11 protein-coding genes and 1 pseudogene are annotated in these 12,993 nt (G+C 72.6%); 7 read left to right on the forward strand and 5 right to left on the reverse strand.

Annotation, left to right across the window (positions count from 1 at the left end; genetic code table 11):
- Positions 1-169: 169 nt before the first annotated feature.
- The 3 genes from ACFY0X_RS34980 (at position 170) to ACFY0X_RS34990 (ending at position 3,256) form a co-directional block, all read left to right on the forward strand.
- Positions 170-1,294 (forward strand): DUF6183 family protein, encoded by a 1,125-nt coding sequence (locus ACFY0X_RS34980; RefSeq protein WP_387760553.1) that lies wholly within the window; start codon positions 170-172, stop codon positions 1,292-1,294.
- A 614-nt stretch (positions 1,295-1,908) separates the two neighbouring features.
- Positions 1,909-2,049 (forward strand): hypothetical protein, encoded by a 141-nt coding sequence (locus ACFY0X_RS34985; protein WP_387760554.1) that lies wholly within the window; start codon positions 1,909-1,911, stop codon positions 2,047-2,049.
- Between the two features lie 682 nt (positions 2,050-2,731).
- On the forward strand, positions 2,732-3,256 hold the full coding sequence (locus tag ACFY0X_RS34990; RefSeq protein ID WP_387760555.1) for a hypothetical protein: 525 nt from the start codon (positions 2,732-2,734) through the stop codon (positions 3,254-3,256).
- Here the strand turns inward: ACFY0X_RS34990 and ACFY0X_RS34995 are convergent.
- Positions 3,186-3,602 (reverse strand): ATP-binding protein, encoded by a 417-nt coding sequence (locus ACFY0X_RS34995; RefSeq protein ID WP_387760556.1) that lies wholly within the window; start codon positions 3,600-3,602, stop codon positions 3,186-3,188. The two genes, ACFY0X_RS34990 and ACFY0X_RS34995, sit on opposite strands and share 71 nt — an antisense overlap.
- 617 nt (positions 3,603-4,219) lie before the next feature.
- Entirely contained in the window at positions 4,220-5,158 is a 939-nt protein-coding gene (locus tag ACFY0X_RS35000; RefSeq protein ID WP_387760557.1) for an NADP-dependent oxidoreductase, read from the reverse strand.
- Positions 5,159-5,271: 113 nt separating this feature from the next.
- On the opposite strand from ACFY0X_RS35000, the gene ACFY0X_RS35005 reads away from it, so the two are divergent.
- Positions 5,272-5,682 carry a winged helix-turn-helix transcriptional regulator gene (locus tag ACFY0X_RS35005; RefSeq protein ID WP_387760558.1) on the forward strand — a complete coding sequence of 137 codons (411 nt, stop codon included), beginning with the start codon at positions 5,272-5,274 and terminating at the stop codon, positions 5,680-5,682.
- A gap of 682 nt (positions 5,683-6,364) precedes the next feature.
- Here the strand turns inward: ACFY0X_RS35005 and ACFY0X_RS35010 are convergent.
- Together ACFY0X_RS35010 and ACFY0X_RS35015 are read right to left on the reverse strand one after the other, a co-directional pair.
- The gene (locus ACFY0X_RS35010) at positions 6,365-6,967 is read right to left on the reverse strand and encodes an AAA family ATPase (protein ID WP_387760559.1); all 603 of its coding nucleotides are present in this window, start codon (positions 6,965-6,967) and stop codon (positions 6,365-6,367) included.
- A 118-nt stretch (positions 6,968-7,085) separates the two neighbouring features.
- The gene (locus tag ACFY0X_RS35015) at positions 7,086-7,685 is read right to left on the reverse strand and encodes a MarR family winged helix-turn-helix transcriptional regulator (protein ID WP_387760560.1); all 600 of its coding nucleotides are present in this window, start codon (positions 7,683-7,685) and stop codon (positions 7,086-7,088) included.
- A gap of 47 nt (positions 7,686-7,732) precedes the next feature.
- Here ACFY0X_RS35015 and ACFY0X_RS35020 point away from each other — a divergent pair, with 47 nt between their 5' ends.
- The 3 genes from ACFY0X_RS35020 (at position 7,733) to ACFY0X_RS35030 (ending at position 11,783) form a co-directional block, all read left to right on the forward strand.
- Entirely contained in the window at positions 7,733-8,656 is a 924-nt protein-coding gene (locus ACFY0X_RS35020) for a DMT family transporter (protein WP_387760561.1), read from the forward strand.
- Positions 8,657-8,732: 76 nt separating this feature from the next.
- On the forward strand, positions 8,733-9,236 hold the full coding sequence (locus tag ACFY0X_RS35025; protein WP_387760562.1) for a hemerythrin domain-containing protein: 504 nt from the start codon (positions 8,733-8,735) through the stop codon (positions 9,234-9,236).
- Positions 9,237-9,689: 453 nt separating this feature from the next.
- Positions 9,690-11,783: an elongation factor G gene (locus ACFY0X_RS35030; RefSeq protein ID WP_387760563.1), complete on the forward strand. Its 2,094-nt coding sequence runs from the start codon at positions 9,690-9,692 to the stop codon at positions 11,781-11,783.
- A 260-nt stretch (positions 11,784-12,043) separates the two neighbouring features.
- Here ACFY0X_RS35030 and ACFY0X_RS35035 read toward each other — a convergent pair.
- Positions 12,044-12,904 (reverse strand): annotated as a pseudogene (locus ACFY0X_RS35035) (IS256 family transposase); the annotation flags it as partial.
- Positions 12,905-12,993: the final 89 nt, after the last annotated feature.

A 12,993-nucleotide genomic window follows, 5' to 3' on the forward strand; every position in this document is an offset into this window, starting at 1 on the left:
CCCAGCGAGGCCCTACTGCGCACCGCGTTTTCACCGCCGCGCACCGCGGTCCCCTGTACGGCGGTCTCCGCGGGTCCTGTGGCACGTTCTGTGGGACCGTTCGATCTTCCTCCTGGAGAAGACCGTTCATGAGGTGAGTTGGGGCCGTCGGATGCGTAGGCTCAGGGCCGTGGCTGATCAGATACAGAGGATCGTGACGGGGCTGCCGGACCTGAAGGATGTCACCGACGTGTGTGCGGTGGCCGAGGGCCGGGCCGCGCAGGGGGATGCCGCCTTCGCTGCGGACCTTGGCATCGCTCTCGCCAGGACGCACGGCACCGGGGGGCAGATGTGGCAGTACAGGAGCGTCTTCGACCATCTGCTTCGGCTGTTGGCCACCACCGCTGGTCCCGAGAATGTCGCCCAAGCGCTGCGGCTGGTCTCCTCGGCTGAGGCCGCCAGCACGCAACTGGATCGTTACACCGCCTCGTTGCTGGCCTCCAGCCACGAGGCGACGGACCTGGCCGCGGCGTTCACCGGCCGTGCTTCGGAGGAGCTTCGGGCCTGCCTGGTCCACGAGCTGGTTCTCAGGGGTGTGGTCGTCGAGGAGGTGTCGGGGATCGCAGGTTGGGCGACATCACCGCATTGGAGCCATCACCCGCTGGGCTGGCTTCCCTTGACGCTGTCCGACATGGAACGAACCGCGGACCTGCCGAGCTACAGCATCCGGGGCAGCGGTCACTCGATGCCGTACGGAGCGGCAGAGGGCCGCGACCTGGCGGTGACCACCAGCGCGCGTGTGCCGTCGGCGGAGGAGACGACGACACAGGCCTCTGCCACGGCGATGGCCAAGGCCGTGGCGAACTGGGTTGAAGAGTCCAACGGGCGCATCGAGGCACGGGTGTTCGACTTCGCCGAGCCCTTGGAGGCCCGGCTGGTCCCGGACGCGCTGCTGACACTGGGCCTGGAGTGTCTGGGCGGGGTGGGGACGAAGACGGCTCTGTCGGTCGCTGTCCGCCCGCTGGCCCAGGCATGGCGAGTGCTCTTCGCGGCGGCGTCGACGGGAGGGGCGTACAACTCGGGTTCCTATGGCGCCTACGGCCGGCTGGCGGCCTGGCAGTCCCTGGCCGCGCTAGCCGGAAGCCCTGAAGGCGCCACCGCCGGCGAGGTCGAAGCACATCTGCGGGACTGCGTCTGGCACGGCTTCGGCACCGACACGAAGTGGTTCGAACAAGTGGCCTGGGACATCGGTCTGGCTGTCCTGGCACCGGGCCGTAGGCACCTGGCCGTACTGGCCGCGACGGACACCGACTGACCTCCGTGGTCTGCCGGCTGGGGTTCACCCGTCCGTTGGGAGGGGATGGCCGCGGCGGGACCGGGATCGAGACGGCCGTTCATGTCGAGTCCGAACCGGCCGTACGGGTTCCACGTGTGTCCAGAACAGCGGCGACAAGCCCGGCGGTCGGCGTCGGTGAGCTGGTTGGCACACTTCGGGTCGGCCAGGACCTGCTGCGCATCGCCGAGGGCGGCACGAACCTGTCCCGGATTCACCGTGAACTGCGAGAACGCGGGGCACTCTGCAGTTACAGCACGCTGCGCGACGACGTCCGGCCGTTGCGGCCTGACCACCGGGCCGCGGGGGACAGCCGATCGCCCGGCCGCTCTCGCCCCGAGAGGCCACCCGCTGGACTATGAGCCACCCCGACCACCTGCGCGAGGACGACCAACAGCGCCTCAAGGCACTGCTGGCCCGCTCACCCGACGTCACGGCCGCTGCAGGCCACGTCCGCACTTTCGCAGCCATCATGACCACCGGCAGGGAGACGAGTTGCGGCATCGGATCGCCGACGTCTGCGCGGACCGGCAGGCGGCCGGCCTGACCGGCTTCGCCACCGGACTGATCCCGACCTCGACGCGGTCGTCTACGGCATGAGCACCGAGTGGTCGTCCGGCCCGGTCGAAGGCCGCGTCAACGACCTGAAGGCGCTCAAGCGCAGCATGTTCGGCCGGGCGAAGCCACCGCTACGCCGCAAGCGGCTCCTCCTGATCGCGGCCAGCCGCCGCCCCTAACCTCTGCTCCTGCGGGCGTCGCGGTCCAGGAACTTGATCAGCCGCGATTCCGAACGCAAAAGCCGCTCTCGCAGCTCCAAGGGAAGAGAGGCGAGGGCGTCCACCAGGACTTGCCGGCGTGGGACGTGCACCAGGTTGCTGCAGTAGATCCTGCAGTCGGAACACCAGACCAGTCCGATGCACCGCTCGAACATGGAGGACTCTGGCGGATGGAAGCGGTACTGGTACGAGCGGACGGGCGTTCCGCAGGTCGCGCAGACTCGTCCGTCGCTGCCGGGAACCGTCTCGCAGGCCGCGACCTTGACCCAGTGATGCCACCCGGCCGGTGCTCTTCAAGTCGTCATGCCGAGCATTCTCCACCACCGCGAGCCGGCCAGCACAGTCGTCCGGCCCGGACCGACCACAGACAGCGACGGATGGCGGCGGTGTACTCGTTCATGGCGGGTGTTCTTCAGCTTGTGGTCGCGGGCCCGGGCCGCCTCCCTGACAAGATGCGGCCACGGCCCGCCTCGACGTGCTGTCGGCGCTCATTGGATCAAAGATGTGCTGTTCCAGGGGCCTACGTTGAACGGGGGCGGGTGACCGCTCCGCCTCCGCATCCTTACCTTGGCCGTGACCACGACAGTTTCGCCCGGGATCGGGCCCGATGGCGTTGTCGCTGGCTTCCCGTACGGTGTCTGCCGTGACCGATCCTGTGGCGTGGACCGACGAGGAGATCGTCGCCAAGATTCGCGAGTTCGCCGGGAAGAACGAGCTTCCTCAGCCCGCGCCGGCTGCTGCGGCAGACGAGCTTGAGGCCGCTCTGGGGCAGCCGATGCCGCCGCTGCTGCGCAGGATCTACTGTGAGGTCGCCAATGGCGGATTCGGTATCGACGGGGACGTGGTGTCGCTCACCGACACCGGCAAGTGGTACAGCGACGAGGAATCCCTCACCGACATTTATCGACGGTGGTCGCAGCCTCCCGAGGAGTGGGACATCTACCCGCACCACGTCGTGCCGCTGGTGACCCTGGGTTGCGCGATCTGGTGGCACATCGATCTCCGAAGCCCTCAAGGCCAGATGTGGGGCTGGGACCCGAACGCGCTTTGCAGGCACCATCGTCTGTTCCCGCAGAGGTTCACCCTGGCAGAGTGGCTCACCGACTGGCTGCAGGGGAAACGCACGTTTCCCACCCCACCCGACGTGCCGGACTGTCCTGATTGCTGACCAGTCCCGGGGCGTTCGCGGAACTCCGGTCAGAGCCGTTTCGCAGATCCTCATCAGCGCCGGAGGGCCGTACCCGAAGGTCCGGCCCTCCATACTGGGGTAGCGTCAGTTCGTGGTAGCCAACAAGGATTCCTGGGCGGCGTGGTAGCGGTAGGACTCGGTGCCGGTCTGGGATCAGGGCGCACCGGAAGGTGATCCGGTCAGCGATGGCCGCACAGAGGCGGGCGTCGCCGAAGGTGTTGTCCCACTCGGTGAAGGATGAGTTCGTGGCGACCGCGGTGGTCGGATGGCGGGCGACGACCTTGCGCCCGTCGAGATCTTTGTGAGCTCGCCGGAACGAAACCACGCGAGCAGGCTGCCGGGATAGCCTCCGCGCGCACCGGCGGCGGTTTCCAACAGGTGGCGAATGCGCTTGTCGTGCCCGTCAAGTACTCGGTCCACGATGATCATGTCCCCCGTCGCGAGGAGAGTGGCGACAAGTTCCTCCTCTCCCAGCGAGAACTCCGCAAAGAGTGGTTCGGCCTCGCGGAGTGTGGCCTGGGCGTCGGACCTGGGCACGCCCAGAGCCACGCACACTGCCAACGCGCAGATACCCGACTCGCCTGCCCTCGCTGCCCGTTCGGCGAGATCGCCTCCTCGCTCTGGCCAGCGGCAGGCATCTCCTGGGCCTCCAGAACCAGCGCGACCTCGTCCTGCACACGGTTCATGGCCAAGGGCTCCGCGAGATGCGACAGCCGAGGTCGCCCTGGTCCCCTCGGGCGTGGGCCGACCAGCTGACTGAGGTGAACCGCAGCGAGGACCGATCCATGGCCCTATTCCGCACGCTCAAATATCCGAACCTACCGACACCGGCACGCTGGCGCGCCCGGGCCGTCCGGGGCCGCCGGCCGGGCGGTGCGCGGCATACGGTGCGCCACGCACCGGCGGGGGTGGGTGGGGCCAGGCCTGGTCCCGGGGGGCCGGTCAGGGTGTGAGAACGATGCGGCCGCGGAGGTGGCTGGTTTCGAGGCGGTGGTGGGCGTGGGGGGCGTGGTGGAGGGGGAGGGTGTCGGCGACGCGGAGGGTGAGGTGGCCGTCGGCGGCGAGGGCGGACAGTCGGGCCAGGGCCTCGCCGTCGGCGGTGATCCACACGTTGGCGACCCGGATGCCGCGTAGGGGGGTGGGTGTGGCGTCGGCCGTGACGGCGACGAAGGCGCCGCGTCGGCGTACCGCGGCCAGGGCGCGGACGCCGAGCAGGGCGGTGTCGATCGCGCCGTCGACTCCGCCGGGTACCGATTCCCGTACGGCGTGGGCGATGTCGGGGTGGGTGCGCGGTACGAACCATTCGGCGCCCAGTTGCCGTATCAGGTGTTCGTCGTCTTGTCCGGCGAGGGCGACCACCCGCAGGCCGCGCAGGGCGGCCAGTTCGACGGCGAAGCCGCCGACGTTGCCGGCCGCGCCGGTGACCAGGACGGTGGCGCCGGTCGGCAGGTCGAGCAGGTCCAGGGCCTGCAGTGCGGTGAGGCCGCCCAGTGGCAGGGTCGCGGCCTGTTCCAGGCTCGCTCCGGCGGGGGCGGGGGCCATCGCGTCGGCGTCCAGTACGACGTGCTCGGCGTAGGTGCCGAGGTCGGTGTCCAGGAGGTCGCGCAGGCCCACCACCCGTTGGCCGGGCGTGAAGCGCGTCACGCCGGCGCCGAGGGCGTCGACGACCCCGGCCACGTCCCAGCCGATGCCGGTCACGGCCCGAGGCGCCATCAGGCCGGCCCGGGCGAGCGCCCCCGAGCGGGTGACCGCGTCCACCGGGTTGACGCCGGCCGCCGCCACCCGCACCCGTACCTGCCCGTGCCCGGGCTGCGGCAGTGCCACCTCCACCAGCTCCAGTACCTCGGGACCGCCGAACTCCCGCACCACCACGGCACGCATACCGTCCACACCCCTTTCACCACCCGGCAACTGCGCCCAACCTAAGGAGAGTTACTCTCCTCTGGGAAGGACGCACCCGAAGGTGCGTACCGTACGGAAAGGAGAGCGCTCCGGTGCCCACCACCACCGCCGCCCAGCGCCGCGCCGCCGAGGCGGCCCACTACGACGCCTACCTCGCCCACTGCCCCGCCCGCCAGCTCCTGGACCGGATCGGCGACAAGTGGGTCAGCCTGGTCGTCAACGCCCTCGCCGACGGGCCGCTGCGCTACAGCGACCTGCGCCGGCGCCTGGCCGGGGTCAGCGAGAAGATGCTCACCCAGACCCTGCGCGCCCTGGAACGCGACGGCCTGCTCGAACGCACCGTCACCGCCGGGGTGCCGGCCCGCGTCGACTACGCGCTCACCGGCCTCGGGCGCGACCTGCTGCCGCTCATGCGGCAGATCAAGGACTGGGCCGAGCGCCACATGCCCCAGGTGCTGGCGGCCCGCACCGCCTACGACGACGGGCGGCAGGCACCGGACTGACGCCAATCGGCCAGGCGCCGGGTGTAGACACCGGACGGCTGCCGGATGGCTGCCGGACGGCGGGCACCGGAGTGACACCGGACGGCCAGGCGCTGGGCGCAGGCGCCGGGCGGCGGGGGAGGATGGTCGGGCCGCAACTTTCGTCGGGGCGGCTCGTTGGGCCGGTCAGGTCGACCGACCGGCCGGGGGCGGGAGCGCGCCCCCGGCCCCGGCCAGGGGGAAGGTGCCGCGCCCGACGGCACGGGCGAGGCCGTACGCGGCAACGGCCCCGGCTCCGCAGCGGGCCGGGGGGCTGACTTCGACGGCGCTTGCAGCGACGCCGTCGACGACGCCACCGACGGCCTGGGCGAGCGGTTGCGCGCCCGCTACCTCGCCGAGGACCTGCGCCGGCGGCCGGCCGACTGGGGGAGGTCGACCATGCCGACGGCGTGCTGCGCGCCCATGACGTTCCCACCCGCTGGGAGGTGCGCTACCAAGACTGCGGCGCCGGGCTCCTGTTCACCGCGCTCGCCCTGACCTGGGGCACGGGGCACCGGCCCCGACACCGCGCACGCCCAGCCGGCGGTGCAGAGCGTCCTGGGCGCCGGGCTGATCTCGGACCGCGAGGACGAACTGGCGCATGACACCGCCGGACCCGCGCCCTGCCCCGCCCGCGCCCCAACCCGCCTGGCCTGTTTCGGGGTTAGGTCAGGGCGGCGGCCAGGCGTTCGGGCAGGGTGGCGTAGGGGCGGCAGTCGACCACGGGCAGTGCGTGGGCGCGGGCCTGGTCGGCGAGCCAGGTGCTGTAGCGGGCGCTGACGGCGGCGCGTTCGGGCTGCGGGCCGGCCTGCGGTTCCCGGTCGGCGTAGTTGGCGCCGATGCGCCGCGGGTCGTGTTCGTGGAGGAAGACCGCGCGCAGGCGCCGGCCCTGTGCGGCGGCTTCGGCGGCGGCGCGGGCGGCGGCGGTGGGGGTGAGGTAGTCGCCTTCCACGATGGCGGGTACGTCCACGGTGAGGCGGTTGCGTACGACGCCGAGCAGTGCGTCGTCCAGGGCGTGGGCGGTGGCGATCTGGAGTTCCAGGACGCGGTCGGCGTCGAGTGCGTCGGGGTCGGGCAGGGTGGTGAAGTGGTGCAGGCCGGGGTGGCCGGCGGGGGTGGTAGCGGCCTGCAGGGCGGCCACGATGTCGTCGAACTCGACCACGAACGCGCCGTGTTCGGCGTGCAGGCGGGCGGCGGCGCGGCTCTTGCCGAGTCCGGAGGCGCCGCCGATCAGCAGGACGTCCCACGGGCGTTGGTCGGTGTGCATACCGGCACGGTAGACCGTTCGGGTACGGGCGGGCCCGGCGGGGTGGGGTACCCGGCCCGCCGGGCCCTCGCGGCGGCCCGCCGCCGGGTGTCCGGCCGCCGCGCGAGCCCTTCGAACCTCACCCCGCGCCGTCCCCCGTAGCGCCCCCGGCGGCACCTCCCGTGGCACCCCCGCCGCCTTCGGCGCCGTCGAGGCGGTGTTGCCAGGCGGTGAGGAGGTCCTGCAGGGCGCGGGCCTCCTCGGTGCTCAAGTGGGCCAGCAGGCGGTGCTCGTTGCGCATGTGGGCGGTGAACGCCTCGTCGATCAGGCGCAGCCCGGCGTCGGTGAGGGCGACCACGCGCCCGCGCCGGTCGTCGGTGGCCGGGCGGCGGGTCACCAGTGCGGCGCGTTCCAGGCGGTCGATGCGCTTGGTCATCGCCCCGGTGGTGACCATGGTGTGCGCGGCGAGCTCGCCGGGGGCCCGCTCGTAGGGGGCGCCGGCGCGGCGCAGTGCGGCGAGTACGTCGAACTCGCCCTCACCCAGGCCGTATTGCCGGTAGACCACGGCCAGCTCGGCGCTCAGGCGCGCGGCCAGGCGGTGCAGGCGCCCGATGACGGCCTGCGGGGCGACGTCGAGGTCGGGGCGTTCGCGCCTCCACTGGGCCTGGATCCGGGCGACGCGGTCCGCGGGCTGGCTGGGCTGACTGGAATGGTCGGGCTGGTCGGGCTGGCTGGGCATGCTCCCACTCTACCCCAGTAGCTTCCCTGGAAGCTATATTGTCTTCCATGGAAGCCACTATGCGATGGGTCCTGCTCACCGCTCTCGCGCCCCTCGCCTGGGGCGCCAACTACTGGGTCACCCACGCCCACCTGCCCGCCGACCGCCCGCTGTGGGGCGCCGCCCTGCGTGCCCTGCCCGCCGGTCTGCTGCTGCTCGCCCTCGCCCGCCGTCGCCCGCGCGGCTCCTGGTGGTGGCGCAGCGCGCTGCTCGGCCTGCTCAACACCGCCGCCTTCTTCGTCCTGCTCTACCTCGCCTCCCAACTGCTGCCCACCAGCGCCGCCGCCACCGTCATGGCCGCCTCCCCGCTGGCGATGCTGCTCACCGCCTGGGCGCTGGCCGGCCAGCGCCCGCGCCGCGCCCACCTGGCGGGCGCGGTGGTGGGGCTGGTCGGGGTCGCGCTGGCGCTGGCCGCGCCGGGCCGGCAGATCGGCTGGGCGGGGCTGGCCGCGTCGGCGGCGGCAATGGGGGTGTCCTGCGTCGGCTACGTGCTGGCCGCCCGCTGGCGCGAGGGCGCCGACCCGCTCACCGCCACCGCCTGGCAGCTGACCGCGGGGGCCCTGCTGCTCCTGGTACCGGCCGCCGCCGTCGAGGGCGCGCCCCCGCCGATGGACGCCCCCACCCTGCTCGCCTTCGGCTACACCACCGTGGTCGCCACCGCGCTCGCCTTCACCTGCTGGTTCACCGGACTGCGACACCTGCCCGCCGGCACGGTCGGCCTGCTGGGACTGCTCAACCCGCTCACCGGCGTGCTGCTGGGCACCGCACTGGACGGCGATCCCTTCGGCGCGCGCCAGGCGATCGGCCTGGCCCTGGTGGCCGCCGGGATCCTGCTCGCACGCCCGCGCCCCCGCTCAGGGCGCCCCGCCGACGACCCCCGCGCCGAAACCCCGCGCGCCGAAACACCCTTGCCCACCGGCCGCCGCACATGATCGAATGTCACCGGCATCGCGTGCCGGTGACGGACTGCGTCAGGCATGGAGGTGCACGACCGAAGGGACCACCCTCGTGGCCTCCCCCTCCCACGGCCGTACGGCCGCTCTCAGCCTGCAACTGTCCGACGCGCACCAGGACTTGCGCCGCCGCCTCGCCGACCTGCGCGCCGGCCTCGGCCGCCCCCAGTCGGACGGCGACGACCGCCTCCTCACCCACTGCCTGGCCTTCTGCACCGCCCTGACCAACCACCACCAGGGCGAGGACGGCGGACTGTTCGCCCAACTCCTGCGCGAACGCCCCGATCTGGCCCCCACCATCGACAAACTCGTCGAGGACCACGGCCTCATCACCCACATCCTCGCCCGGGTGCGCCATCTCGCCGACCAGGCCGCCACCACCCCAGGCGCCGACCTGCAGGCGATCGGCGGCGAACTCGACGGCCTCGCCGCCATCATGGACTCCCACTTCGGCTACGAGGAACGGGCCATCGGCGCTGCCCTGGACGCCGGGGTGGACGACGACGGGTGGTCCGAACCCGTACTGCGCTTCACGGCGCCGGGCACCGCGGCCCCGTAACACCCGCCGCAGCTGCCGAAGCCGTCCGCGGGGGCCCGGTCGAAGCCGTCCGGTAAACCCGTGGCCCCGCCCGGCCCGGCTTCCCTACACTCGCCACGCGGCCGCGCCCCGACGCGCGGCCCACCGCGACGGACGCGCCGGACGCGATGGGCGCATCCAACGCGACGGACGCGACGAACGCGTCCAACACGCCGACTGTGACGGACGAATAAGGGAAGGGGGCGGGCGACCGTGGCGAAGCGGAGCGCCGCCGCCTCCTCTCCCGCGTCGCGGTACGACGTGATCCTGGTGTCCCGGCCCTCCCGGTGCCCGCTGCGCGGCCGGCACCGCAGCGGCGCCGCCGCCCGGTGACCCCGTTGCACCGGGCCCCGGCGCAACCCGGTCCAACCGGCCGCCGGCCCCGCCCGATCGCGCGCCCACCCGAACGTGACCGCCCCGAAAGGCACCCGGGCCATGCGCACCCCCGTCACCAGCAGCACCACCGCCGGCACCGCCGTGGTGACCGCGGGCATAGCCGCCGTCCGCAACCTCGGCATCCTCGCCCACGTCGGCGCCGGCCAGACCACCGTCACCGAGCGGATCCTCCACCTCACCGGCCTCGGCCTCGCCCGTGAACGCGGCGAGGCCGGTGAGGGCATCACCGTCACCGACTGCCGCCCCCAGGAACGCGAACCCGGCATCACCGCCTTCGCCGCCGTCAGCTGCCACTGGGCCGGGCACCGGATCACCCTCATCGACACCCCCGGCCACGTCGACTTCGCCGGTGAGGTCGAACGCTGCCTGCGCGTCCTGGACGGCGCCATCGCGGTGTTCGACGCGGTCGCCGGCGTGGAGCCGCAGAGCGAGTCGGTGTGGCGCCAGGCCGAACGCCACGGCGTGCCGCGCATCGCCTTCGTCAACAAACTCGACCGCGCCGGCGCCGACCTGGACACCGCCGTCGCCGACATCCGCCGGCGCCTGCACCCGCACCCGCTCGCCGTCCAACTGCCCATCGGCGCCGAGGACTCGTTCACCGGCGTCGTCGACCTCGTCCACCTGCGCGCCCTCACCTGGCACGACGACGGCACTGCGGCCCAGGGCCCGGTCCCCGCCCACCTGCACACCGCCACGGCCCGGCGCCGCCGGGCCCTGGAGGAAGCGGTGGCCGAACTGCACCCCCGCGCCCTGGAGGAGTACTGCGCCACCGCCGCCCTCACCACCGACACCCTCACCACCGCTCTGCGTGACCTCACCCGCACCGGCGAGGCCGTCGTGGTGCTGTGCGGCTCCGCCTACCGCAACCGCGGCATCGAACCGCTCCTGGACGCCGCCGTCGCCTACCTGCCCTCCCCCCTCGACATCCCGCCCACCTACAGCGCCGACCGCACCCAGCACCGCCGGGCCGACCCCCGCCAGCCCCTGACCGCCCTGGCGTTCAGGGTCACCGCCGCCCCCACCGCACGCCTGACCCACCTGCGCCTGTACGCCGGCACCCTGCGCACGGGCGACACCGTGCTCGACACCGCCACCGGCCGCCGCGAACGCGTCGCCCGTATCCTCACCGTCCACCACGCCGAGACCGACCACGCCCTGCCCGGCGACATCGTCGCCGTCGCCGGCCCCCGCCACACCCGCGTCGGCGCCACCCTGTGCGACCCCGAGCATCCCATCACCCTGGAAGCACCCGCGCACACCGAACCCGTCGTCACCGTCACCGTCGAGGCCCGCGCCGCCGCCGACACCGACAAGCTCGCCGCCGCCCTCGCCCGCCTCACCGAGGAGGACCCCTCGCTGCGCGTGGCCACAGACCCCGACACCGGCCGGCGCACCCTGTCCGGCCTGGGCGAACTGCACCTGGAGGCCGCGGTGGACAAGATCCGGCGCGACAGCGGCGTCGAGGCGGTGACCGGCCGCCCGCGCGTCGCCCTGCGCGAAGCCCTGACCGAGGGCGTCACCGGCTTCGTCCACCGCCACACCGAACCAAACGGCGCCACCGCCCGGTTCACCCGCCTCGTCCTCGACGTCCACCCCCTGCCGCCCGGCACCGAGGAGGACTTCACCTTCACCGTCACCGCCCCCCGCCTGCCGCTCGAGTACGTCCAGGCCGTCGAGGCCGGCTGCCGCGACGCCCTCACCCACGGCCCGCTCGCCGGACACCCCGTCACCGGCGTCGCCGTCACCCTCACCGACGGCGCCACCCACCCCCAGGACTCCTCCGGACCCGCCCTGCGCACCGCAGCCCGCCTCGGCCTGCGCGAAGCCCTGCGTGCCTCACGCACGCACCTGCTGGAACCGCTCGCCGAAGTCGACGTCACCGTGCCCCAGGACGCGCTGGGCACCGTCCTGAGCGACCTCGCCGCCCGCCGCGGCCACATCCGCTCCACCGACCCCGGCACCGGTCCCGGCGCCACCGCCAAGGCCACCGCCCTGGTGCCCCTCGCTGAACTCTTCGGCTACGCCACCCTCCTGCGCAGCCGCACCCAGGGCCGCGGCACCTTCACCACCCGCCCCGCCGGCTACGCCCCCGCCCCCACCCCGACGCGCCCGGGTGCGTCGAACTGGTCGTGACGTGCTACGTGTTGAAGGGCTCCCGAACACCTTCCACTCCACCGGTAACCTCCCTTACACGCCCCACCGTTGCGCTCCCGACTCTCCCACGCCACGCGGTGACGGGCTCGGACTGCTCCGGGAGGAGACACGGCGGGCACGCCACCATGCCGAGCGGGAGGCACACGCGCCACCCGCTGCGGCGGGACTATCACGATCTAGGTGTACGACACCCGGTTGGCCTAGGTGTTGACGTTCCTGGTGGGTGTGGGCCGGGTGGCCTACGCCCGTCCGGCTGACAGGCGCCCGTCGAAGGCGATGTCGAAGGCGTTGAGGGCGGCCATCCAGCGGTTGCTCCAGCGTTGCCGGCCGCGTCCGGTGGGGTCGAGCGCGAGGGTGGCCAGGTAGAGCCGTTTGAGGGCGGCCTGCTCGTTGGGAAAGTGACCGCACGCACCGGCGGCCGTGCGGTAGCGGGAGTTGAGACTCTCGATGGCGTTGGTGGTACAGATGATCTTCCTGATCTCGGCGTCGAAGGCGAGGAAGGGCACCATCTCGGGCCATGCCTTCTCCCAGAGTTTCACCACGGCCGGGTAGGTCGCCTCCCAGGCGGCGGCGAAGTCCGCGAACCGCTCCAGGGCCGCGGCCTCGTTCGGCGCGGTGTAGACGGGCTTGAGGTCGCGGGCCACGGCTGCCCAGTCCCGCTTGGAGGTGTAGCGGAAGGAGTTCCGCAGCAGGTGGACGATGCACGTCTGCACCACAGTCTGGGGCCAGACCTGGGCGACGGCGTCGGGCAGGCCGGCCAGGCCGTCGCAGATGAGGATCAGGCAGTCCTTCACTCCGCGGTTCTTGATCTCGGTCAGGACGGACTGCCAGTACTTGGCGCCCTCGCCACCACTGGAGGTCCACAGGCCCAGGATGTCGCGGTAGCCGTCCGCGGTGACACCGAGGACCACGTAGACGGGCCGGTTGGCGACCTGGCCATCGCGGACCTTGACGTTCACCGCGTCCACGAACAGGACCGGGTAGACCGCGTCGAGAGGACGCGTGCGCCAGTCGGCCATGCCCTCCAGCACCCGGTCGGTGATCGTGGAGACGGTCTCCTTGCTGGTGGCCATGCCGTAGACCTCGGCCAGGTGTGAGGTTCCCCCGACGTGCGGAAGGTTGCCGGAGATGGCCTGATGGGCCATGAGAAGGGAGCCTCTGCCATGGCCGCACCGATGAAGTACCCACC

The sequence above is a fragment of the Kitasatospora sp. NPDC001547 genome (assembly GCF_042894165.1).
Classification (GTDB): domain Bacteria; phylum Actinomycetota; class Actinomycetes; order Streptomycetales; family Streptomycetaceae; genus Kitasatospora.

What these genes read in the sequence shown, in the direction of transcription:
- ACFY0X_RS34985 (WP_387760554.1), top strand. Translation starts at nt 1,909, where the DNA reads ATGAGCACCGAGTGGTCGTCCGGCCCGGTCGAAGGCCGCGTCAACGAC.
- ACFY0X_RS35000 (WP_387760557.1), bottom strand. Translation starts at nt 5,158, where the DNA reads ATGCGTGCCGTGGTGGTGCGGGAGTTCGGCGGTCCCGAGGTACTGGAG.
- ACFY0X_RS35010 (WP_387760559.1), bottom strand. Translation starts at nt 6,967, where the DNA reads ATGCACACCGACCAACGCCCGTGGGACGTCCTGCTGATCGGCGGCGCC.
- ACFY0X_RS35015 (WP_387760560.1), bottom strand. Translation starts at nt 7,685, where the DNA reads ATGCCCAGCCAGCCCGACCAGCCCGACCATTCCAGTCAGCCCAGCCAG.
- ACFY0X_RS35020 (WP_387760561.1), top strand. Translation starts at nt 7,733, where the DNA reads ATGGAAGCCACTATGCGATGGGTCCTGCTCACCGCTCTCGCGCCCCTC.
- ACFY0X_RS35030 (WP_387760563.1), top strand. Translation starts at nt 9,690, where the DNA reads ATGCGCACCCCCGTCACCAGCAGCACCACCGCCGGCACCGCCGTGGTG.